16 protein-coding genes are annotated in these 22,808 nt (G+C 46.5%); 9 read left to right on the forward strand and 7 right to left on the reverse strand.

All coding sequences use genetic code 11. From position 1 onward, the window contains the following. On the reverse strand, positions 1 to 132 hold a 132-nt coding region (locus A3EU_RS35480; RefSeq protein WP_020535968.1), incomplete at its 3' end, for a DUF4372 domain-containing protein. A gap of 767 nt (positions 133 to 899) precedes the next feature. Here A3EU_RS35480 and A3EU_RS0109750 point away from each other — a divergent pair. The 6 genes from A3EU_RS0109750 to A3EU_RS0109780 all read left to right on the forward strand — a co-directional run bounded on the left by A3EU_RS0109750 (position 900) and on the right by A3EU_RS0109780 (position 8,087). Then, entirely contained in the window at positions 900 to 1,817 is a 918-nt protein-coding gene (locus A3EU_RS0109750; RefSeq protein WP_020535969.1) for an ABC transporter ATP-binding protein, read from the forward strand. Further along, positions 1,814 to 2,593 (forward strand): ABC transporter permease, encoded by a 780-nt coding sequence (locus A3EU_RS0109755; protein WP_020535970.1) that lies wholly within the window; start codon positions 1,814 to 1,816, stop codon positions 2,591 to 2,593. Before A3EU_RS0109750 ends, A3EU_RS0109755 begins: the two co-directional genes overlap by 4 nt. Positions 2,594 to 2,872: 279 nt before the next feature. Continuing rightward, on the forward strand, positions 2,873 to 3,919 hold the full coding sequence (locus A3EU_RS0109760; protein WP_020535971.1) for a bifunctional transcriptional activator/DNA repair enzyme AdaA: 1,047 nt from the start codon (positions 2,873 to 2,875) through the stop codon (positions 3,917 to 3,919). A 466-nt stretch (positions 3,920 to 4,385) separates the two neighbouring features. After that, positions 4,386 to 5,552, forward strand: a complete 1,167-nt coding sequence (locus A3EU_RS0109765; RefSeq protein ID WP_020535972.1) for a ligand-binding sensor domain-containing protein — start codon at positions 4,386 to 4,388, stop codon at positions 5,550 to 5,552. A 948-nt stretch (positions 5,553 to 6,500) separates the two neighbouring features. Next, positions 6,501 to 7,595 (forward strand): DUF695 domain-containing protein, encoded by a 1,095-nt coding sequence (locus A3EU_RS0109775; protein ID WP_020535974.1) that lies wholly within the window; start codon positions 6,501 to 6,503, stop codon positions 7,593 to 7,595. A gap of 144 nt (positions 7,596 to 7,739) precedes the next feature. Then, positions 7,740 to 8,087 (forward strand): hypothetical protein, encoded by a 348-nt coding sequence (locus tag A3EU_RS0109780; RefSeq protein WP_020535975.1) that lies wholly within the window; start codon positions 7,740 to 7,742, stop codon positions 8,085 to 8,087. Positions 8,088 to 8,742: 655 nt separating this feature from the next. On the opposite strand, the gene A3EU_RS0109790 is transcribed toward A3EU_RS0109780, so the two are convergent. The 4 genes from A3EU_RS0109790 to A3EU_RS0109805 all read right to left on the reverse strand — a co-directional run bounded on the left by A3EU_RS0109790 (position 8,743) and on the right by A3EU_RS0109805 (position 15,432). Continuing rightward, complete coding sequence (locus tag A3EU_RS0109790) at positions 8,743 to 9,798, reverse strand: sugar phosphate isomerase/epimerase family protein (RefSeq protein ID WP_020535977.1); 1,056 nt, start codon at positions 9,796 to 9,798, stop codon at positions 8,743 to 8,745. A 126-nt stretch (positions 9,799 to 9,924) separates the two neighbouring features. Continuing rightward, positions 9,925 to 12,405: a T9SS type A sorting domain-containing protein gene (locus tag A3EU_RS0109795; protein WP_083937347.1), complete on the reverse strand. Its 2,481-nt coding sequence runs from the start codon at positions 12,403 to 12,405 to the stop codon at positions 9,925 to 9,927. Positions 12,406 to 12,837: 432 nt separating this feature from the next. Beyond that, positions 12,838 to 13,992 (reverse strand): Gfo/Idh/MocA family protein, encoded by a 1,155-nt coding sequence (locus A3EU_RS0109800; protein ID WP_020535979.1) that lies wholly within the window; start codon positions 13,990 to 13,992, stop codon positions 12,838 to 12,840. A gap of 51 nt (positions 13,993 to 14,043) precedes the next feature. Continuing rightward, the gene (locus tag A3EU_RS0109805) at positions 14,044 to 15,432 is read right to left on the reverse strand and encodes a Gfo/Idh/MocA family protein (protein ID WP_020535980.1); all 1,389 of its coding nucleotides are present in this window, start codon (positions 15,430 to 15,432) and stop codon (positions 14,044 to 14,046) included. A gap of 165 nt (positions 15,433 to 15,597) precedes the next feature. On the opposite strand from A3EU_RS0109805, the gene A3EU_RS0109810 reads away from it, so the two are divergent. The 3 genes from A3EU_RS0109810 (at position 15,598) to A3EU_RS0109820 (ending at position 20,030) form a co-directional block, all read left to right on the forward strand. Continuing rightward, positions 15,598 to 17,592, forward strand: a complete 1,995-nt coding sequence (locus A3EU_RS0109810) for an alpha-ketoacid dehydrogenase subunit alpha/beta (RefSeq protein WP_020535981.1) — start codon at positions 15,598 to 15,600, stop codon at positions 17,590 to 17,592. 221 nt (positions 17,593 to 17,813) lie between these two features. Further along, positions 17,814 to 18,218: a DUF5606 family protein gene (locus tag A3EU_RS0109815; protein ID WP_020535982.1), complete on the forward strand. Its 405-nt coding sequence runs from the start codon at positions 17,814 to 17,816 to the stop codon at positions 18,216 to 18,218. A gap of 81 nt (positions 18,219 to 18,299) precedes the next feature. Then, a complete protein-coding gene (locus A3EU_RS0109820) occupies positions 18,300 to 20,030 on the forward strand; it encodes a M3 family oligoendopeptidase (RefSeq protein ID WP_020535983.1) in 1,731 nt (576 codons plus the stop codon). Between the two features lie 21 nt (positions 20,031 to 20,051). On the opposite strand, the gene A3EU_RS0109825 is transcribed toward A3EU_RS0109820, so the two are convergent. Next, on the reverse strand, positions 20,052 to 20,792 hold the full coding sequence (locus A3EU_RS0109825) for a hypothetical protein (protein WP_020535984.1): 741 nt from the start codon (positions 20,790 to 20,792) through the stop codon (positions 20,052 to 20,054). 530 nt (positions 20,793 to 21,322) lie between these two features. Beyond that, a complete protein-coding gene (locus A3EU_RS0109835) occupies positions 21,323 to 22,744 on the reverse strand; it encodes a hypothetical protein (protein ID WP_020535986.1) in 1,422 nt (473 codons plus the stop codon). Between the last annotated feature and the right edge of the window lie 64 nt (positions 22,745 to 22,808).

Genomic DNA, 22,808 nt, shown 5'->3' on the forward strand with positions numbered 1-22,808 from the left:
ACACAAAAACTGATGCCAGCAGGTGAAATTGCGAACTCGATAATTACCGCCGTACTTGTCAACATACTTGGTAAACTCTTTGTGATTGATCAAACTCATCAACTGCGCAAAGACATATTTACCTCGATTCATTAGCTACCCTCTTTTGGGCGCTAATTTGGCCTTCTTCGCAGGCGATTCAAATCGTTTCCGAAGAAAACCGTTGTAACTTATTGATAAACAGAAACCTTATGAAGGTTCCTTGTTTTTTAACCGGACACTACTGATCCCTAGTTGTTTTATAAGCTTCCCTTTGTCTCGCAGTCCCGTGAGCTACCGCAGGTAGCAAGCCCCCACGGTGAATTCCTAGAGTTGATTGGTTCTACCAAATTTCTAAAAGAGCTACTCCTCAAGGCCAAATTAATAGGATGCCATCTTTGTAGTCATTGATATTGTTGCTACTGGCGCCATCAAAATGTGTCCCGCTGGAGGGACCGATCCGCAGGGTCGAGGGAGGGGTAGCCCTTGCGGATAGGGCTGCCCCCTCCGTCCTTCGGACACCTCCCCCGGTGGAGGACAGGGATTTGGTTTTGAGAGGAGGCGTATTTCAGAGTGGATTTGATTGTTTGGAGATGGGCGCATTTAGAACCAACTCAACGCTGCGTAAGCACCGAGGCTTCGCCAGCGCATACCCTCCTTCATCGACAAAACTCCTTCCTTCGTATAGTTTAAAATTCCATCACCGCCAGATTTATGACCTTTAGTCAGTCATTATCACTTTGACTTTCCCTAGCCGAAGAGCATGATAGTAGGAATTGAAGGAATCCTTCTAAAAAAACTCCGTGTCTCCGTGCCTCTGTGGCCAATTCTTCTGCAAAGTGGGAACTGCTGACCTTTAGTTTTCTAATAAATCGCGAAAGATGTCGGAACCAATTATCCAAACCCAAGGGCTGGATTTCTACTTCAAAGATTTCAAAGCCCTTGATCAGGTCAGCTTGAATGTGCCACGCGGGAGCATCTATGGCTTTCTTGGTCCCAATGGCGCGGGGAAGACTACCACTATTCGAGTACTGCTAGACTTGTTTCACCCACAGCGGGGCCAGGTTAGCATATTTGGGAAAGAGTTGCTCGATCACCGGGAAGAAATCCTCGGCAAGATTGGGGCATTGATTGAAAACCCTTCTATCTACAAGCACCTGTCGGGGCGACAAAACCTGGAGGTCGTCCGTAAAATGGTGGGCGGCAAAAAAGAGCGGGTGGAGGAAGTGCTGAAGATCGTTCGCCTCGTGGATAATGCCGATAAAAAGGCCAAAAATTACTCCTTAGGGATGTGCCAGCGACTTGGCCTCGCCGCCGCGCTGTTGACTGACCCGGAATTACTGATTCTCGATGAACCCACCAATGGCCTCGACCCCAGCGGCATCATCGAAATGCGAGAGCTGATCCTCCGCTTGAATAAAGATCACGGCAAGACCATCTTTCTGTCTAGCCATATCCTTTCGGAAATAGAAAAACTGGCCACCGATGTAGCCATCATCGACCAAGGCAAAATTCTCTACGAAGGAAAATTAGATGGACTCAAAAACGAAGGCAGCTCCCTACAGCTCACCATTGAATTAGATCACGTCGATACCGCCACCAAAGTCCTGCAAAAGCAAGGTTTCGCCATTACGGAAACCTACCACAATGGACTGCTACTGACGATCAAATCGAAGCAGGAGATCGCAGAAATCAACCAGCTACTTGTCGCCAGTGGCGTGCAGGTTTACCAACTGTCCTCTTCTCAAGAAAATTTGGAAGCTGTCTTTCTAAATCTCACCAAAAAGCTCGACCAATGAACAGTGTAACCGCTCTGAAAAGAGGAATTGGTGCAGAACTGTACAAATTCCGAAGAACCTTCATCCTCTGGTTTTTGGTACTGGCGCCCGCCTTTGTTCCGTTTATCAACCTGATGATCTTTGTGAAAAAAGGCCATGAGCTGGTGGGCCCAGACGATAACCCCTGGGAGCGACTTGTGCAAATGAGTATTGATCCCGGCAACTTTCTATTCACCTTTTTTGTGATGATCGTAGCCCTTTTCGTCAGTAGTATCGAACAGAATTCCAATACCTGGAAGCTGATTTATACACAGCCGCTTTCCCGATTGGTGGTGTATACCTCCAAGGTGCTTGTTTTTATGCTCATGCTGTTGTTTAGCCTCCTGCTGTTTAGTGTATTCACTATATTGGTAGGGCTTTCCCTCAAGGTGATGGTGCCAGATTTGGGTTTTGATCAAGCTTTTGGGATGGGCCTCTTTTTTCAGCTGGCCATTAAAATATTTTTGGCAACACTCGGCTATGCTTCCCTACAATTTTGGATGAGCCAACGGTGGAAAAACCTGCTTTTGCCGTTGGGGATAGGTATCGGAGGCTGGATCTCCTTTCTCATCTTGTCGCAAGGCTGGAAGTATGTAGAATACCACCCTTACGGTTTCCCAATGTTGGGCCTCGGCAACTACCAGGACCCTGCCTACGAATGGCTGAGTGAACTAAAGTTCGTTTATCGAAGTGTAGGTTTAGCAGCTGTAGTATTTGTGCTGGCGGGCTTGGATATGGTGCGGAAGAGAGTGGTTTAGTACCTGAAATCATTACTGGCAGCTAATGGTTAACTTTTAGGAGTTTTTTGGTGTTGTTCTACTTTGTGGGTTCTTAATAGGAGCATATTCTTATATTAAATGGTTTCTAAGCGTCCGCACCGTTCAAAAAATGAAGAAAGTCATGGGAGAAATTGCCAAGAAACAAAAGAAAAAGAAATAGCGGGAAACGATTAGATAACCCCTCCAAAAATTCCCTGTCCAGTTTTCGGTAGCAAGAAGGAAAGCCTTACTTTACCTTTGTGTAAACGCAAGAAACAAATGAGTAACAGCTTGACTTTTGAGGAGCAGTACCAGGCGATTGTACGCAAAGANGCAACTTACGAAGGCGTGTTTTACACCGCAGTGAAGACCACCGGCATCTTTTGCCGCCCCACCTGCACGGCGCGTAAACCAAAACCTGAGAACGTAGAATTCTTTCCCTTGGCCAAAACCGCCATCCTCCACGGTTACCGCCCCTGCAAGCGTTGCAAACCACTGGAAGAACCCGGTGCTACACCAGATTATATTCAGGGCTTGCTTACCGAATTGCGCGAAGACCCAGAGCTGAAAATCCGCGATGCCGACCTGCGCGCCAGAGGTATTGAACCTAGCCAAATACGACGTTGGTTTAACAAAGAACACGGCATGACTTTCCAGGCCTATCAACGCATGATGCGCCTCAATAGTGCTTATCACCACATCACCAATGGGCATTCCGTCACCGATGCAGCTTTCGGCAACGGTTACGAATCCCTCAGTGGATTCAATGAACGTTTCAAGCAAATATTTCAAGGTAAGCCCTCTGACCAAAAAGGCAAGCAGGTCATTCATATCGACCGCATCGTTACACCACTGGGGCCTATGTACGCCTGCGCTACTGACAAGGGGATTTGTTTGCTAGAGTTTACCGACCGCCGGATGTTAGAAACAGAATTCAAGGACTTGCGCAAGCGCCTTGATGCGGTTATACTGCCGGGAAGCAACGCTCATCTACAGCAACTTCGCACCGAGTTGAGCGCCTATTTTGCGGGCACATTACAGCAGTTTTCTGTGGCGCTAGATACGCCTACCACCCCCTTTCGGCAGCAAGTTTGGCACGAACTGCAGACCATTCCGTACGGCGCTACCAGGAGTTACAAAGAGCAAGCCATCCGTATAGGTAACCCCAAGGCCGTGCGAGCTGTAGCCTCCGCCAATGGCCACAATCGGGTCGCCATCGTCATTCCTTGCCACCGTGTGATCGGTAGCGACGGCAGCCTCACGGGGTATGCTGGTGGTCTGGCCAGGAAGCAATGGCTGCTTGACCTAGAGATGGGGGAGGCGTAGGGTAGGCTGTCCAACCTGGCTGGTAATTCAGGTTACGCGTGGCTTTAGCCCGCAACGAGTTCTCTCCGTTCTAGGGGGGCGGGCTGAAGACCGCGCAACTTAGCAGAGGGCAACTCTACCTGGCAATTTAGCCTGTCAAGAAAGCGCTAAAATCGGTCGCATCAGAAAAGCACCAGATTGGAAACCCTAAGGTGTAGGGTTTCTTGAGTGACTAAGCCTTTAGTTGCTTGCACCAAAAGACGGGTCTACTGGTCTTTATAATAAATTCATCTATGTTTTGAGCAGCTGGAATCGCCTGCCGGCTTTTTACCACGCTGTCTGCTCTTTCGATAGAAAGGTGCATTTCGCTGTTCGTCCCACACTAGATTTGTCACTTGTTACGAGCCTGTTAAGCGTTTAAAATAGCCGCTAGGGATGCTTATCATTGCGCTATTGATAGACAATTGGTCAAAAAAAACATCCCGATATGAAATTAATTTTCCAGTACCTAGTCCCCTGTCTTTTGTTTTTTATTACCTCTTGCAATGGGCAAGAAACGTCAGGATCAAAAAAAGAAAGCTCTCCTGCTACTACAAACAAGGTAGACGCCCTAGGGGGGCAAAACGAGGCAACTGATAAGCTTTTTGAAGGTGTTTTCTCACAACACGCCTCTCCTGATCCTGCTACCCAAGTTGGAGAGTACCTACGCGAGGTATTCGAAGATAAAGATGGTAACTTGTGGTTTGGCACACTGGCCTATGGTGTCGCCCGTTATGACGGAACTTCGCTCACTTATTTTACGACCGAGGACGGCTTGGCGGGAAATCAAATCAACGACATCACCGAAGATAAAGAGGGCAACCTATGGTTTTCCACTACATCAGGAGTGTCTAAATACGATGGGGAGTCTTTTACCAGCTTTACAGTAGAACAAGGGCTAAGCCATAATAGTACCTGGAGCATCATGGCAGATAGCCAAGGAGCTGTTTGGGTGGGTACCATGGGCGGCGTTAGCCGTTATGATGGCACTGTTTTTTATGATTTTCTCCTTCCCGAACCTGAGATTGATAACGTGAGTTACGTGTTTTCAACTGAGCTGGTGTGGTGTATGATAGAAGACCGTAATGGCAATGTTTGGTTTGGTAGAGACGGCCTTGGCGTCACCAAATATGACGGCAAAACGTTTACCCATTACACTCGGAAAGATGGCCTCAGCAACAACAATATCCTCAGTATACTAGAGGATAGCCAAGGCCATTTTTGGTTCGGCTCCAGACATACGAGAATACCAGAAGAAGGGAACCCTAATTCCTTTGTAGATTCTACGGATGCTGGCTTAACCCACTACGACGGCAAAACGTTTACCACCTTTATGAATACCGACGGTCTGCACGGCAAAATAATTGGTCCTATTTATGAAGACCGCAGCGGCAACATCTGGATAGCCTCCATGCACTACGGCGCATTCCGCTACGACGGTAAGACGTTCACCAACTTTAAGGAGCGTTACGGCGCTGTTGGTTTTACCAATAACTGTATCCAAAGTATCCTGGAAGATAAAGCAGGCCAACTGTGGTTTGGTTTCTCTGGCGGCCTCTTCCGCCTGGAGGGGAGCTATTTTGTGAATGTGACCAAGGAGGGGCCTTGGCAGTAGCTATTCGTATAAATGCATTCACACTAATCTTGTAAAAACAACTAAGAACAAAATGAACACATTGCCCTATTCTTCCTGGAGTCTAAAGTGCTTTTTAACCTTGTTGCCAGCGTTTTGCTGGCGTGCTTGTTTTTGCCCCAGATACTCAAGGTAATATTTGGTTCGGTGGCAGGAATAACCTTTGGAAGTTTGATGGGGAAATCGTAGCAGAGATGACGTTCTAAAAAAGCTTTATCGATTCTTTTCGACGAGGCAACTACTGTTTTAGTTACTCACACCAAAAGACTGGTCTTTATAACAAGTTTACCAATGCTTTGGGCAGCTGGCATCGCCTGCTGGCTCGCCACCACGCTATCCGCTCTCATGCAGTGCTGCGCATTGCATACCGCTGCTATCACTGCTGCTGCTCGTCCCTGCGCAGTGCTTCGCTATTCGCTACGCACCTTCAGAACGGGCTAAAGTCCGTTTTACCGGTTTTAGCTCGGGCGTATTCACACTTTGGCGTAATTTGGGCTTCAGCCCGATTGCCTGGTAAAAAATGACTCGTCTGAAATGATGAACTTATTCTTCGCGACCTCTTGGCATGAAAGGTACAGCGTACCGCCTATCTCTACAGCCATCTTTTAGGTTTTTATGTGAGGAGCAGCGCACCGTACTCTATTCGGCAGAATGGTCTACCTTCAATGGTTTTATTAAAGGTTGGGAAATATAGTACGGTGCGCTGCCCCCAAGGCGCTTGACTCAGTTGTCGCGATAAATAGAAATGCAGAAGGATAGATATATGCTTATTACTTATCTTGAGCTTTGGTGAAACCCTGGCCTAGCGATGTGGAGCAGTGGCCCGGCCAAAGGCAAGGGCAAGACACCGCCTGAGCGGTGGCCGACTGAATAAGGAGCTGCGCAACGTAGCGCCCGCAGGGAGGCCCAAAACACTAAAAAAAGCAATAGATGAGTTTTTGGAAAAAGCTGTTTTCCGGAGGAGAGCAAAAGATGCGTTCTTACGAAGATTTCTGGAACTGGTTTATGCAACATGAGCCCACGTTTTATCAGCTGGTGAAAGGGGGAGGTAATGTAGCTGGTGAATTTCTAGGTAAAGCACTGCCGCGCCTGCGAGATTTGAGAGAAGGGTTTCATTTGCTGACAGGCATGCCGGATGAGGAGGTTGTAGAACTGATTTTTTCGGCAAATGGCGATTTGAAAAACATGGTGTTTATAGACGAAATTATCGCTGCTGCTCCCGAATTGGAGAGGTGGAAGTTTGTGGCACTACGCCAGACCATGGATTTGGAGACCAAGGGGATCAGCCTCGGCGAACATACATTTACGAAAGAGAATATCTCCTTTTATGAAGCCGAAGATGCAGCATACCCCGATGAGGTGAATATTGTGTTGGTACACGAGGACCTAACGGAGGAGATCAGGGAGGTGATCACACATGGCACTTACCTCTTTTTGGATCACCTGCTGGGCGAGTGGAATTTTGCTACCCAGATCGACCAGGTGGTGGTGAAAAGTACGGAGGAGGCCGAAAAAGAACTGGTGCCAATCACGGAAATAGTAGCGTTTTTGGCCTGGCGAGAAAAGGAGTTTATAGAGAAGTACGACGCCGTAAAGAAGAATACGGCCGACGACGAATTTGCTTTGCTAGAGGCAGAACTTGAGGATGGAAGCCCCTTGGTTATATCGGCAGATATGGACTTGATGGAGTGGGATGGCCGCGCCTCGCACCCTTGGATGCTGATGGTGGAATTGCCTTATGATGGGTACGCCAATGGCGGGCTGCCAGATGAGCAGACGAGCGCCTTGTTGCAAGAAATAGAAGATCGCCTAATGGCCGAGTTGAAAGACCAAGACGGCTACTTGAACCTGGGCCGCCAGACGGGCGCAGACACCCGAGGTATTTATTTTGCTTGTAAGGAATTCAAAAAATCCTCAAAAATCGTAGATCAGATACGCCAGGAATACGCTGATAAAATAGATATGGATTACGATATTTATAAAGACAAGTACTGGCGTTCCTGGGGCCGGTTTTTGCCCGAATAATCGAGTGCTACCTCCGTGTATTAGGTACTTAGTAGAGAGGGCAGAGGCTTGGTTGACCCAAAATGGAGGCCATACCACGTATCAAGCTTCTTGTGCGTTTTTAGCTGCCAAAATGCTTTGTACTGGGCCAATAAATGACCGATAATGAAAAATGTCCTTGATAACGATTTAAACAATCCACCGCCGGATTTAAGAAAGAAAGATCGTCAGGCTTTCATCTATTCCCTGATTATGCTGATTGGCGGTGTAGCCGTATTCAGGTACCTCATGCCAGGTATGATCGACAAGGATTTGTGGAACCTGGTGGTGGAGTCCTTTATCTTTCAGGTGATGTGCATTGGGCTGGGGATTGTGATCAAGCTGATCCGCCGCCTTTTCAAATCTACGGATGAAATATTATTCTCTAAGCGCTTCTGGCTGGATGCTGTAGAAGAAGGATTCTCCGTATGGGTGCTGCTGGTGTTGTTGTATGCAGTGCGGATGTTTGTTTAGTGACCAGCGCCGCTTTCTGAGGTCGGTTGTTGGGATTACTGGACTAGCTCTCGATGTGGGTTCTTCGAGATGTTCTCCTTTATGTCAAGGGGGATGAGTTTACTCTTGGTACGGTCTTAGCTCATTCATTTTTTGTTTCATTCCTCAATGTGTTCAAGCAAGGTTCGTAGTACTTTAATAATAGTTCATTTTGATCTTCCATGTCCATTTTTGAAATGCGCAAATATTCATCTAGCTGAACATTGTTTACGATCCCTTCAGTCGAGCAATGGCAATATTTTTTCATTGCCTTAGGGTATTTGTCCTTCATGTCTCCGGAGTCTCGTAGACAATTGTTGATCATAGCCTCTTTATTACTATTTGACCAAGTAGAATGATTTAAATCGTAGGTTCCTTTGCTTAAAGAAATGCTATAAAACCCTGATAGAATCAATATGATGGATAGAGCCTTTGTGGCCGTTGGGTAATTAATTAGTGTTTTATTTCTGCTCGTTTTATCAGGGTAAAGTACATAATACCCTAATAATAAGCCGGCCAATAACCTTGTTATTCCAAATACAATATGCATTACGGTTATTCTATGTTGCTCAAAACTAACTTGCAGAAAGCATAGTTTTGATACCAAGTACCTACTACCCAATACCAAGTACCCTTTTTACCCCAACCCCAATATCCTCCGATTAGCTGCTTTATCGGTTTCCGCACCTGCAAAATCATCGAATGCTTTTTCGGTTACCTCTATGATGTGTTGCTGGATGAAGGGGGCACCTTCGCGGGCACCTTGTTCGGGGCTTTTGATGCAGCATTCCCATTCCAGGACTGCCCAGCTGTCGTAGCCGTATTGAGACAGGCGCGTGAAAATGCCTTTGAAATCCACCTGCCCGTCTCCTAGGGAGCGAAAGCGACCGGCACGCTCTTTCCAGCCTTGATAGCCGCCGTAGACGCCCTGCTTGCCGGTAGGGTTGAATTCGGCATCCTTGACGTGGAAAGCAAAGATGCGTTCGTGGTAAATATCAATGAAAGACAGGTAGTCGAGGTGCTGCAAAACGAAGTGGCTAGGGTCATAATTGATCCCTGCACGAGGGTGTTGGTCCACGGCGTCCAGAAACATTTCGAAGGAAACGCCATCGTGTAAATCTTCGCCAGGATGCAACTCATAACCGAGGTCGACACCCGCGTCATCATAAGCATCGAGGATAGGTTTCCAACGCTTGCCCAATTCCGAAAATCCTTCTTCTACCAGTCCGGCTGGTCGCTGTGGCCAGGGATAAACGAAAGGCCATAAAAGCGCTCCACTAAAGCTTACATGTGTATTCAGACCAAGGTTTTGACTGGCTTTGGCTGCCCATTTCATTTGCTGTACGGCCCATTCTGTGCGAGCCTTGGGGCTGCCATGTACTTCCTTCGGCGCAAAATTGTCAAACATGCTATTGTAACCAGGATGCACCGCTACGAGCTGCCCTTGTAAGTGGCTTGCNAACTCTGTGATTTCCAGCCCGTAGCTTGCGATTTTACCTTTCAACTCATCAGCATAAGTTTTGCTGCTTGCTGCTTTCTCCAGGTCAATTAGTCGGCTTTCCCAGGTAGGAATCTGTACCCCTTTGTAACCAAGGTCGGCTGCCCACTGGCAAATAGCATCGAGGCTGTTGAAAGGAGCTTCATCACCCATAAATTGGGCTAAAAATAGGGCAGGGCCTTTGATCGTCTTCATGTACAGATAGCTTTTGTTGATCCGGGCATTAAGATAATATACTTCGGGTAGATAAAAAAAACGAATCCCGATGAATGGACATTCACCGGGATTCGAGTTCAAAGCTTGAATACTGAGTACAAAGTACTATTTAACTACGACCTTGCGGTTTACCTGTAAACTTCCGTTGGTAAGTGTTACCACGTAAGTACCAGCAGGGAATGCACTCAGGTCAATTTGTTCGTTGTATTGACTCAAGTTGCCCAATTGGCGATCAATCAGGGTGTTGCCAAGGATACTGCTTACGCGTAAACGTAAACCATCCACCGCTTCTGGTAGATTGATACGTACCTGTAGCTGCCCATCGGTAGGGTTAGGGAACAAGTCTACGCTTTGCGCAAACGTCAGTTCGTCAACATTATCTATCAGATCACAAGTAGTACAGTAGCCAAAACATACCACATCCAGGGTTACATCCATATCGCCGGTGTTGATAAAGCGATCAGCGAAGTCTCCTGTCGTACAATCGTCACCAACGCTGGTGTCAATAGTTTCCCAACCGTCGGGGCCGTTCTTGAACTTGTAGGTATACATGGTATTGTCTTCCAATGGCAAGGTAACGGTATAGATACCGTCAGCGTCCGCATCGTCCATTGCTACATTCATGAAATCACTGAAACCGCCTGCGATGAAAACACCATCAGGGCTGATGTCCTCCCGATTCATATCCACCTGGAAAGTAACGTCCGAAGTTACTACTGGTGCGTTGAAGATCAACTCCCAGCCGAAGCCGTCGCTCGACCAACCGTTGTCCCACTCAATATAGTAGGTGGTGCCTGCGGTTACAGGGAAGTCGCCAATGAAAGAGGCTGCACCTTCAGGACAGTCATCGTCACTAACTGCTACAAGTGTCAGACTGCTCAGCGTGCCACACTCACCAGTGTAAACCCAAACGCGAGTATCACTTGCACTCAACTCACAAGAACTGATAGAAATGGTGCCATCTACGGTAGGGGTAAACTGGTACCATTCCGTCTGTGCATAAGGGGTAGGAGACCGTCCCTGACTTCTGTTGTCAATGATTGGCCCAGTGTAGGCAGCGTTTCCTGTGAATTCCAAAATTTCAAACTCACCAGGCTGAATAACAGCTGCCGATTCACAGAAATCCCCCTCTACCAGTTCGGTATCGAAGAAGGATAGTTCAAAGTCGAAACCAGCGTCATCCCAAACATCTTCCCACATGATATAATAAGTTTGGCCACCCTGTACCACTGCTTCTCGGTAGGATGCCCAAAGATTGTCAGACCCTTCTTCTATTGCGCACTGGTCATCATTGACACCAATGATTTCCAGGCTGTTACAATCGCCTCGTAGAATCCAACCCCGAGTATCAGCGCCACCTTCACAGCTGCTGATGCTGATCCAGCCATCAGCGGCAGGCGTGTATTGGAACCATTGGGCAGAGAATCCATCTCCAGCGTCATGGTGAATACCACCACCAAAGCAGCTAAGCTCATTCACGGTGTGCGTACCGGGCTCAATCACAGAAGCAGTATAGCAATACTGGTCTGGACCCGCTGCAGGAATCTCTAACCAAGACATATTGTCGAGGAACCAAACATGGGTGTCATCAATGGGATAGAAATTGATACCAGAGAATTGAGCTAGATCGAATTCTGCATTACCATTGGTAACACCCTCGCTAAATACCCATGAGGCAATCGTGTACTCTCCTACAACAAGGCGAGCCTGATCGTTGTCTATATCAATGATTAGCGCAACGTAGAAGAACTCGTCTTCAGGGTAGTCAAAGCCATAAGTGGTGTCATCGGTGCCAGAATTGTCGTTCAAATCTAATACACCTACACCATCACCATCAAAAAACACATCAAATGCCCAGAAACCTGCGGTCGTTGTAGGATCCTGGTGTTGGACGTTGAAATAAGCGGAATTTCCTGCGGGGATGTACATATTCCAAGAGAAGAAGTAATGACCACTGGTCAAGTCTCCTGTATCAAAATAGGCATCCTGGGTAGTAGGGCTACCAACGATAGCAAAGACATTGTCTCCGTCGATGGTGTCGATTTCAAAAGTGGCGGCACCACCAGGCCACGCAGACCAAGGGCCTGTAGGCGCCAATGGCCCTAAGTCATAGCTGCTGGCGTCATCGGTGAAAACAACGGCAGGGTTGTCACAATCAGTGACGGCACAAGCGCCACAACCCGAAAAACAAACAGGATCCAGAACAATAGTGGCTGCGTCAACTACCAGTGATCGGGCGTTGGCAGTAAGCCCAATAAGTTCGATAAGCGCCCCGCATTCCTCAGGAACCATCTCGAAGTTCATCGGATCGCTTATTGCTCCGTTGACAAAGAAATAATTGATGGCATCATCCGATATGAAATAGGCTTCGGTATAGATACCATCCCCATCCCCATCGCTTAGGGCACCAACTGAGACATCGGCAATTGTGGAAGCGTCACTGGCAGCGAAAACTACCGAGACACCATCCGGACTAACGTCAACGCCACTGAGGTTGACAGAAAAGGTAACATCACCCTGGGAATACAGAGATAAGCCCCCCAAGAGCACCATTACAGATAGGCAAATTTTGTAAAATAATCGCATGAAAAATTGGATTAAGTAAATGAAAGCACACGGGGACAGTACTAGGTAGGAAAGCGTTTTTCGATACTAGTATACTGAGCGTGTACGGTTAATTTTTTCCTTCGCTGACAATTTTTGTGGTCAAGCTAAAGCAAAAATCGTAAGTGACTGATGCCATAGGCATCCCCTACGGGGTAAGGAACGTGATTTTTGTTTTCGATTGACGCTAAACATGAAAATTGTCAGAGAATCATTTTTCTGGTCTTTTTCTGGTCGTCCTTAATCGGCGCTAGATGAAATCGTTTGGGGTTGAATGCTTAAGACGTGGCTTGGACTTCAGTCCGAGCAGGAAAATATTGCGATTGTGGCCGGACTGAAGTCCAGCCTACGCTTTTCTAACCAAACGATTTCATCTAGCTACCCTTAATCCATTACTTCTTATAAAATCACAGACTAAAATTTAGTCCATTTCTCTTTACTGTTGCTTGAAGCTACTACTTTTTCAATGAACTTCATACCCCTCAAGCCATCTTTTACACCAGGAAAATCCATCAATAGGGGATCTGGTGTTTCACCGGCAAGTCTTGCCTGTACACAGTGAGCAAAATTGCGGTAGATGTTTGCAAAAGCTTCAAGATAGCCCTCCGGGTGGCCGGCAGGTATACGGGTATGGGCTGTAGCTGTAGGGTATAAATCTCCAACGCCGGTGCGGCGAACTTCAACGGGTTTGTCTAGCCATTTTACCAATAAGGTGTTAGGCTCCATCTGCCGCCAATGGAATCCTCCCTTTGTGCCATAAACACGAATGTTGAGGTCGTTTTCTTCACCGGCACTGATTTGGCTAGCGTGAAGAATACCCTTGGCGCCATTGTTGAAACGCAACAAAACGTTGCCATCATCATCGAGTTGGCGGCCCGGCACAAAAGCTGTGAGGTCGGCACAAAGCTCCGTGATTTCCAGGCCGGTAATGTATTCGGCAAGGTTTTCAGCGTGGGTGCCAATATCCCCCATCGCACCAGCAATACCTGAACGACTGGGGTCGGTACGCCAATCTGCTTGTTTCTGTTCGGTGTCCTCAAGCTTGGTACTTAGCCAGCCCTGAGGGTATTCAACAACTACTTTTCGGATGTCTCCAAGCTCACCGGCCTCGATCATTGCACGTGCCTGCTTGACCATAGGGTAGCCGGTATAGTTGTGGGTAAGAGCAAAAATCAAACCTGTTTCTTCTACGAGTGCTACCAGTTCCTCCGCTTCTTCCATGTTGAAACACAGGGGTTTGTCGCAAACGACATGGAAACCATTTTGCAGCGCCATTTTTGCAGGGCCGTAATGGACATGATTAGGCGTGACAATGGATACAAAATCCATCCGCTCGCCCAAGGGCAATTGCTTTTCTTTTTCGATCATCTCGGCATAAGAGCCATAGACCCGTTCCGTAGGTAAATAGAAATCTTCGCCAGAAAGGCGCGAGCGCTCAGGGTTACTGCTAAAGGCACCGCAGACCAGCTCTACCTGGCCATCCAGTGCGGCAGCCATCCGGTGTACACCGCCAATAAATGCACCTCGGCCTCCACCGACCATCCCCATGCGTATCTTTCGTTTGCTCATCGTTGTCTTAACAGTTATTTTTTTTAGTTTGTTGGGTCTTGTTAGAAGTTCTTATCCAATACTTTCCACTGTACGGTTGCGCCTGCTTTTTTCGGCTAAGAATCCCATTTGATGACTCTCCATAGAGGCTGTCAAGGTGGAAGTCAATAATGTGCCGTCTTGTTGGTCTACAGCTTGCAACCAGTCGCGAACAAGGCCCCAATCGCCGCCGCCATGCCCGGAATCAAGGGATGCGTTATCATGAACATTCCACTTCTCTTGTTTTCCTGTTTGGAAATCGGTAATCAATAAATCGGTTTCGTCACCTACCATGTCTCCCATACTACCCATCACGCGGGTTCGTCGACCTTGGTAATGCGTGAAGGCCTCCATGTTGAAATTAGCCGTAATCTGATCTGCAAACTGGAGCGAAACGATCTGGTGATCGGCAACGTCATTGTCACAGTGGTATACACACCGCCCATAGGGGCCTTCTGTTATATTTTTTAAGATCGCCTCTCCTCGTGCGGGCTCCTCTTGTGGTAAATCAAAGTGATGGAGCCAAGTGCGGTTATCGTAATAAATCTTTTTAGCAGAATAAGGGCAGGTCGCCTCTATGGCGCAACCATCGGTGCAGCGCTTGGTACTTCCTTCAGGAGCGTTTTCTTTGCGGAACCATTTTAGTGACCCAAATGAAGAAACATATTCGCAAGGGCGATCGATCCACCAGCGCATAATATCAAGGTCATGGCAGGATTTGGCCAGTATGATCGGGTTGGTATCGGCCTCTCTTCGCCAGTTGCCTCGAACATAAGAATGACTCATGTGAACATGCTGGATCGGCTCAAAGTGCTGCATGCTCACCAATTCTCCCAATACGCCACTGTCAATGACGGCTTTTATTTTTTGATAATAAGGTGAATAACGTAAAACATGGCATACCGCTACGATGCGCCCTTTTTCTTCGGCCAGGTCTCTGATCTCTTTACACTCTTGCCAGGATTGAGCAATGGGTTTTTCCAACAACAAGTCGTATCCCAATGCCAGTGCAGCCATAGCCGGCCCGTGATGCAGGTCGTCTGGTGTGGTAATGATGATAGCGTCTGCAAATTTGGGTTGGTCAAAGACGTGTTCCCAAGTTACAAATCGGCGATCTTCTCTTATTTTGTGCTTATCGACAAAGCGTTGCTGCCGGAGAGGAATGGGTTCCGCCACTCCTACGATATCCAACTGATCCGGGTACTTTAAGGCGTAGCCTCCATAAACGTTTCCTCGATTACCTGCACCTACTACAATGGCTTTTATCGTCTTTGTTAGGTTCGGGGCGGTCGGTTCCGCAGGGGCAATATGAAGGGTTTGGTCAACAGGTTTTCCAAATGCAACACCCCCTAAGGTAGTACCCAGGGAAACTAAACCCAATGCTTTGAGTGCCTCGCGGCGTGAATTGGTAGGTGGCTTCATTGGTACAGTTGGATATTATGCGAATTCTACGATAATTTCGGCTCTAATTATACGAAAAAAAGATGAATAGCGAGAGAAATTTGAAAGAATCCTTAGTGCTGTAAGAAGGGTCTGTTACCTTTGCAGATTCGTTTTACCGGATAGATAATTAAAAGCCACCAAATAATGGCCACCACCACTCCTGCTATGGTTTTTCAGAAGAAAGGATTTTCTAAAAAGCTACTTTTAAAGCTGCACGAAGACCTGCTTCGTCCCCGTATGATCGAAGAGAAAATGCTCATCTTGCTACGGCAGGGAAGGATTAGTAAGTGGTTTTCCGGCATAGGTCAGGAGGCTATCAGCGTTGGAGCTACGAATGCGCTTCTGGAAGATGAATATATCTTCACCATGCACCGCAATTTGGGCGTTTTTACCAGCCGGCGGTTACCACTAGAGCGTATGTTTGCACAGTGGCAAGGTAAAATGAGTGGCTATACCAAAGGCCGTGACCGTTCTTTCCATTTCGGAGCGCCAGAGCAAAATATCGTAGGGATGATCAGCCACTTGGGGCCACAACTGGCACTGGCTTCCGGTGTGGCACTTGCCAATAAATTGGGACAGGAAGGCCGAGTGTCACTTGCCTTTACAGGTGAAGGTGGCACGAGTGAAGGCGATTTCCATGAAGCACTCAATACTGCAGCGGTTTGGCAATTGCCGGTCATTTTTGTTATCGAAAACAATGGCTACGGCTTGTCTACACCTACCAGTGAGCAATATCGTTGTGAAAATCTCGCTGATCGAGCACTTGGTTACGGTATGCGTTCGGTGGTTATTGATGGTAACAATATCCTCGAGGTTTATGATACCTTCAATAAGCTGGCTAAAGAATTGAGGAAAAACCCCGAGCCAGTGCTGGTAGAATGCCGCACCTTCCGGATGCGTGGGCATGAAGAAGCTTCTGGTACAAAATACGTTCCTCAGGAGTATTTTGATGAATGGGGACAGCGCGATCCGTTGGATAATTTTGAGCAATTTTTGTTGGACGAAAAAGTGCTAACCACTAAGAAGATAGAAAGCCTGCGGGCGCAAATTAAAACAGAGATAGAAGAAGGCCTGGAGCTTGCTTTTGCAGAAGCGCCGATCACAGCTGATATAGAACAAGAATTGCAAGATGTTTATGCTCCCTGGACGCCCACGCCTGCACCTGCGGGGGAAGAGCGACGGGAAATCCGTTTTGTAGATGCTATCAGTGATGGTCTTCGGACAGGAATGCAGCGCCACGATCAGTTGATACTGATGGGGCAGGATATCGCCGACTATGGAGGGGTGTTTAAAATTACGGATGGTTTTGTCGCCGAATTTGGCAAGGAACGAGTGCGTAACACACCACTGTGCGAAAGCGCCATTCTGGGTATTGGGCTGGGCTTGAGCATCAAAGGCTGGAAAGCCATGGTGGAAATGCAGTTTGCTGATTTTGTCAGTGTAGGATTCAACCAAATTGTGAACAACCTCGCAAAAATCCATTACCGTTGGGGGCAAACCGCCGACGTAGTGGTACGAATGCCTACTGGCGGTGGGGTAGGAGCCGGGCCATTTCATAGCCAAGCCAATGAAGCGTGGTTCTTCCACGTACCTGGGCTCAAGATGGTTTATCCATCTACCCCGGAAGATGCCAAAGGTTTGCTGCTGGCGGCTTTAGATGATCCTAATCCAGTTTTGTTTTTTGAACACAAGGGCCTCTACCGGAAAATTACAGCTCCGGTGCCAGAAGGTTACTATACGACAGAGATTGGTAAGGCAAATTTGGTGCAAGCAGGAGAGACGCTCTCTATAATTACTTATGGGCTGGGTGTACACTGGGCCCGCGAAGCGGCGGAAGAGCTAGGTATGGATGTAGATATTCTGGATTTGCGGAGTTTGTTGCCGCTGGATTACGATGCGATTGCAGCTACCGTGAAAAAGACAAACAAGGCCCTTGTTTTGCATGAAGCAACCCTGTTGGGAGGAATAGGAGCAGAACTTTCTGCTTATATTAGTCAGCATTTATTTGAGCACTTGGATGCACCTGTTGTGCGGGTTGCTAGCCTGGATACACCTGTTCCTTTCGCTGCAAATCTGGAAAAAGCCTTCTTGCCGCAAGAGCGACTCCGTGAGCAAATGGTGATTTTACGCGATTATTAGGTGGTATTTTTTTAGAAAACGGTCTTAGGAGGATTTTCATATATCATTTTTTTCACCTTTTAGGAAAAAGGTGTACTTTTGGACAGAGCTTTGAAATATACTTGCCAGCAAAACCCCTTAGGGAGGTTTTGTTACTCTTCTACATACCTACTTTTTTACTCCAGACATCTACATGAACGATTAGTTTGTACTTTTGTGCTTTAATACCAAATTACAATAGTATGAACCTTGATAATCTGATCGCAGTAAGTGGCTTGCCGGGCTTGTTCCGCATGGCAGCTAACCGCAGTAACGGATTGATCGTTGAAGATCTGGATTCGGGGAAGCGGCGCTTTGTAAGTGCCCGCAAACACCAGTTTACGCCTCTGGGATCGATAGCCATCTTTACCGATGACGGAGACTCCGTTGAGCTTGCGAATGTTTTTCGCAATATGCGTGACCAATTCGAGGACCGCCCACCGGTAGACCCAACAGTAAAGTCGGATGAGTTATTTGACTACTTTACTGATATTCTACCCAACTACGATCCTGACCGTGTGTACCCTGGTGACGTTAAAAAAGTTATTAAGTGGTTTAATAGTTTAAAAGAAAACGGACTATTGACAGAAACGGACGAAGAGGAGTAACCTTCTCTCGCGGAGTGCCGTTGTTGTCAGTAGTTATGTATTGTGAATAATTCATAATACGACGGACAACAAGTCATCTATATGAGAGCAACTGCACTACCGCGATCCAAAGCGAGAACCTATCTTCCGATAAGGTTCAAGTTGACCGTTTGGGAGCGGTTGCAGCCATTTTACGAAGAGTTGCTGCAAAGGAAGTTATTTACATTGAAAGACCTTGAGCAGTGGCTCCTGGATCGCAGTGAACTTGACGCTTTCGTTAGCGAGTCATTTGCATGGCGTTATATCAACATATCCAGTGATAGCACTGATGCCGCTGCTCAAGACAGCTACCATTATGCTATACAGGAGCTTTCTCCACGTATTTCAGACTATTCTCATAAGCTCAATTCAAAGCTGGTCAATACACCCTTGATTAATCAGCTTGATCCCACCCGTTATGGAATTTATCTGCGAGCAGTAAAAAATTTGGTCGACCTTTTTCGGAAAAAAAATATCCAACTCGAAACGGAAGTCCAACTGGATAGTAAGGTTCACGGAAAGATCTTTTCCGAGATGACGGTAGGTATCAATGATGTACAGCTCACTCTTCAAAAAGCTGGTGCGCTTTTAGAGGAACCCAGACGTGAATACCGCGAAGAAATTTATCATAAGATCAACCGTCGTATTCAGGAGGATACAGAAGACCTGGAAGGGCTTTATGATAAGTTACTTCAAAAGCGTCATCAGATTGCGCTGAATGCTGGTTTTGATAATTTCCGAGATTATCGTTTCCGGAAATTGGGACGGTTTGATTATACACCAGATGATTGTGCTGATTTTCATGATGCTATCCGCGATGAAATCCTTCCATTGGTCGAACAACTTTACCTTCATCGCAAGAAAGCACTGGGGGTGGAAAAGCTACGTCCCTGGGATTTGCACGTAGATTCCAGTGGAAAAAAACCTTTACGTCCTTTCCAAAATATGGATGATTTGGTACGTAAATCTACGAGCTGTCTACAAAGGGTTCATCCTCAGTTTGGGGAGGTTTTGACAACGATGCGAGAACTTGGGCACCTGGATTTGGATTCTCGTCCAGGTAAAAGGCCAGGAGGCTATAATATGCCGTTACTCCTTACGGGGGTGCCGTTTATTTTTATGAATGCAAGCCGCTCATTGGGAGATATGCGTACTCTGCTCCACGAATGTGGCCACGCGGTACACTCTTACCTGACCCGTGACTTACCCCTTAGTTTTACCCGCCGTGTACCTTCAGAGGTCGCTGAGTTAGCTGCCATGAGTATGGAGTTGCTCACGATGGATCACTGGGATGTTTTCTTCCCTAAAAAGGAGGATTTACAACGTGCCCGTTTGCAGCAGTTAGAAACGGTGTTAAAGGTATTGCCCTGGATTGCCACCATTGATAAGTTCCAGCACTGGGTCTATACCCATCCTAACCATAGTAGAGAAGAACGGCAAGAAGTTTGGTTGAAGTGCTTTAAGGAGTTTAATTCAGCCCATATCGATCATGATGGTTTAGAGGAATATGCTGCTCACTTATGGCATAAGCAACTCCATCTGTTTGAAGTACCCTTTTATTACATTGAATACGGTATTGCCCAATTGGGGGCAATTGCCATTTGGCAACAGTACCGTACTCACCCGGCACAAACGGTAGAAAAATACCGTACAGCTCTACGGCTAGGATATACCCGCAATATCAGAGATATCTATAGTACGGCGGGCATTTCTTTTGATTTTTCAAAAGACTACGTGCACCAACTGGGGCAATTTATCAAGAGCGAAATTGACTCACTACTGAAGGAGTATTAGCGGCAAACCTGACAAGGGCCACTATTCCCAAAGCGCCTTCAAGGGGCTGTTCTCATCGGTATAGCTAGGGTAGGTAAGGTCAATAATTGGCACATCTAATAGTTTTCCGTCGTGCTGTTGAGCAATCTGTGGGCCATTGGTACCACCGCTCCAGTCTTCCCAGCTAAATTGCAATCCACCAACAGGGATTATATTTACCCACATCTGCCAAGCTTTAGGTTTTCCGGAGTCATCGAGTAACCACAGATAGCTATCGCCGGGCGTAACGCCACCAGAACTGTAGTGTACCAAAAGGCCCTCTTCACCTGCTTTATTGGTTGCGATCTCCCGACTAGTGCCAGGATCGAAAGCCTTCATCGGTGCGCACAGCCAAAAACTATCATTTGCGAATTGTGACCAAGCTTTATCAATCAATTTTTGCGTGGCTTCGGTATCGTTTACCAGTTGCCCATTAACGTAGACCAAGCCAGTACGGTCAGTTGTGTTAAGCAAAACTTTGTTATCTCCCCATTCTACTAAAACAGCCTTCTTGTCTTTATCCCAGAGGTAACGGGTGCCAGAGAGGAATTTCCAACTCACAAAGCGGGTTTGGTCCCAGGCTGTTTTATTGACAGCGCGTTCCATTTTTCGTGCAAGTTCATCTGCGGCGGTACCACCTTCTCGCTGGGTTGGCATGGGCTCATTGGCAATAAAACCAGCAATAACCGCTGCTACGATCAATACTGCAAGCCCTAAGCCTAAAAACTTTAATATCTTTTTCATCAGGAAACTATTTTAAACCGAACCAGTTAGAGGGCAATTTGTTTGTCATTAAAGCAGCTTTCTTAATAATCGGGAGAATTGAATCAAATCAAAAAAGTAGATTCAGAGGCAGGTTGTCAGCATTTTTCTTTTGCAAAAGGTAATACTTATGACATTTTATTGACGATTCCGCTGCATCTATTCTTTTTAAACCAACGTTTTCTTTACATTGAATTAATAACGAGCTATAAAGCTTGGATAGCCAAGGAAAAAGCTTTTTTATGAAAAAATGTTGGTACATATACTTTTATACCGTACATTTGCGAACGTGTTCAAATCTCTAACAGATTAATCGCCGGATTTTATCTTCCGGGAAAGAAATAAAAGCCAATTTGGCTTGAAAGATGTTAATAGGGTTTTAGGTGTTTATTTTGGGATCGGTACTATTGTACCGATCTTTTTTTTTGACATCCTAATCCTAAAATAAGAAGCTTGTAATTCATCCCCTCTTTAAAGCTTTTTATCCTCTAAATCAGGCTATTCCTATCAGTTTAGTAGGTCAATCGTACCAGTTTGAGGCGATTTCTTCTTTCACTTGGAATGACTAATTCTGTGGGGCTTATTTGGGTAGCTGCTCGGAAACGCAGCCGAAGGTCTAAGTTGGTCGTACTGAACAAGCTGTTGCGATCGTACTCTCCCAGACCATTAATAACGTACTCGCTAACGGTGTTTTCATACCTGATTTCATCGTTAAACAGAAAGCGTAACCTACCTGGTGTTTCAAACAGAAAGTAGCTGGAAAACATCCCGTTGTCATCCTGGCTATACTGCTTTTTATGTAGAATGGTTTCCCAGTGGCGCTGACCATCAGGGTGAATCGAAAGGACAAAGACTTCTTCGTAATAGAAATCGACGAGATTGCGTTCTGTCGGGTCATAATAGACTCGGCTAGTAGTACTGGTTCGGCGTTGCAGTTGCTTGTTTCGTTCGGCAATTAGCAATGCTCCTCCGTCTCGCCTCAGAACAATTTCTTGCACAGAAGTTTCATTTACGCCCTTCCCTTCGCGATAATCTCGTCCTAGTAAGTTTTGCAAGAACTCTTCTGTAAATGGAGTAAACTTGACCATGGGCTGAGCAGTTGTTCTAGGCGTAAACCGCAAGTAAAAAAAGCCCATTGCGCGTTCGGTATTATCATCGGAATATAAGCCAGCAGCAATGATTTGATTGTTGAGGTTGTCTGCTTCAAAAAACACATCATAGGAGAGGTACTCGCCCATGGGGATATTGGTGAGCGTAGGCTCTCCGGATCCGTTGTAGGAATGTATTTGGTAAAAATGTTCTTTACGCCTGGATCGGAAATTATCTTTCTGAAAAATGAAACTGGCCTCGCCACGATTATCGACAGTAGCTTGTACAAAATCTCTACTGAACAAGAAATCGTTCAGCGGAAACTTGTGTTCCCATATTATTGACTGAGTAGGCAGGTCAAAAGAATAGGCGTGTAAGATATCCTGATTTTCAACGTAAAACATCAGAAGTTTGGATCGATCTTCAGAACGGACAAGTTCAAAACGAGGAGTGAAGAAAAGGTAGCCCAGATTGATAAGCAGGGAAGAGTCTACTAGGTTGGCTGCAGGGTCATAGCGGTGTGCTTTGATTAAGGTATTCCCTTTGTGTCGATAGGAATAAAGCAGCGTAAAGTCCTCCTGGGTAGGAACAACACCTAGGACAGAAGGTAGGCGCCGATCCAGTATCAATTCCTTAGACCAGCTTTTTCGCATTTGAGGATTAAAGGCCTGGATTTCAAATTCTGTCTTTCGGTCACGAAAAAGCAGGATATGGTTACCCATTTCTCCGATGACTTCATAGGCCACATCTGAACTCAGCGGAATTTCTTCTGAAACAGTGAGCACTTGTCCTATTGTGGAGAAATAGCACGCAAGAAAGGGGAGTAGTAAAAGAATCTTTTTCATAATCATTAATCTTTGAACCTGGCAGACATTGATCAAAATACGCTTATCTAAAAATAAAACGTAG

Source organism: Lewinella cohaerens DSM 23179 (genome assembly GCF_000379805.1).
In the GTDB taxonomy this organism is placed as follows: Bacteria; Bacteroidota; Bacteroidia; order Chitinophagales; family Saprospiraceae; genus Lewinella; species Lewinella cohaerens.

Excerpts from the sequence above, each read along its gene's own strand:
- A3EU_RS0109810 (WP_020535981.1), top strand. The coding sequence starts at position 15,598 with ATGGCCACCACCACTCCTGCTATGGTTTTTCAGAAGAAAGGATTTTCT.
- A3EU_RS0109825 (WP_020535984.1), bottom strand. The coding sequence starts at position 20,792 with ATGAAAAAGATATTAAAGTTTTTAGGCTTAGGGCTTGCAGTATTGATC.
- A3EU_RS0109775 (WP_020535974.1), top strand. The coding sequence starts at position 6,501 with ATGAGTTTTTGGAAAAAGCTGTTTTCCGGAGGAGAGCAAAAGATGCGT.
- A3EU_RS0109755 (WP_020535970.1), top strand. The coding sequence starts at position 1,814 with ATGAACAGTGTAACCGCTCTGAAAAGAGGAATTGGTGCAGAACTGTAC.
- A3EU_RS0109815 (WP_020535982.1), top strand. The coding sequence starts at position 17,814 with ATGAACCTTGATAATCTGATCGCAGTAAGTGGCTTGCCGGGCTTGTTC.
- A3EU_RS0109800 (WP_020535979.1), bottom strand. The coding sequence starts at position 13,992 with ATGAGCAAACGAAAGATACGCATGGGGATGGTCGGTGGAGGCCGAGGT.
- A3EU_RS0109820 (WP_020535983.1), top strand. The coding sequence starts at position 18,300 with ATGAGAGCAACTGCACTACCGCGATCCAAAGCGAGAACCTATCTTCCG.
- A3EU_RS0109750 (WP_020535969.1), top strand. The coding sequence starts at position 900 with ATGTCGGAACCAATTATCCAAACCCAAGGGCTGGATTTCTACTTCAAA.
- A3EU_RS0109835 (WP_020535986.1), bottom strand. The coding sequence starts at position 22,744 with ATGAAAAAGATTCTTTTACTACTCCCCTTTCTTGCGTGCTATTTCTCC.
- A3EU_RS0109780 (WP_020535975.1), top strand. The coding sequence starts at position 7,740 with ATGAAAAATGTCCTTGATAACGATTTAAACAATCCACCGCCGGATTTA.
- A3EU_RS0109795 (WP_083937347.1), bottom strand. The coding sequence starts at position 12,405 with ATGCGATTATTTTACAAAATTTGCCTATCTGTAATGGTGCTCTTGGGG.
- A3EU_RS0109765 (WP_020535972.1), top strand. The coding sequence starts at position 4,386 with ATGAAATTAATTTTCCAGTACCTAGTCCCCTGTCTTTTGTTTTTTATT.
- A3EU_RS0109805 (WP_020535980.1), bottom strand. The coding sequence starts at position 15,432 with ATGAAGCCACCTACCAATTCACGCCGCGAGGCACTCAAAGCATTGGGT.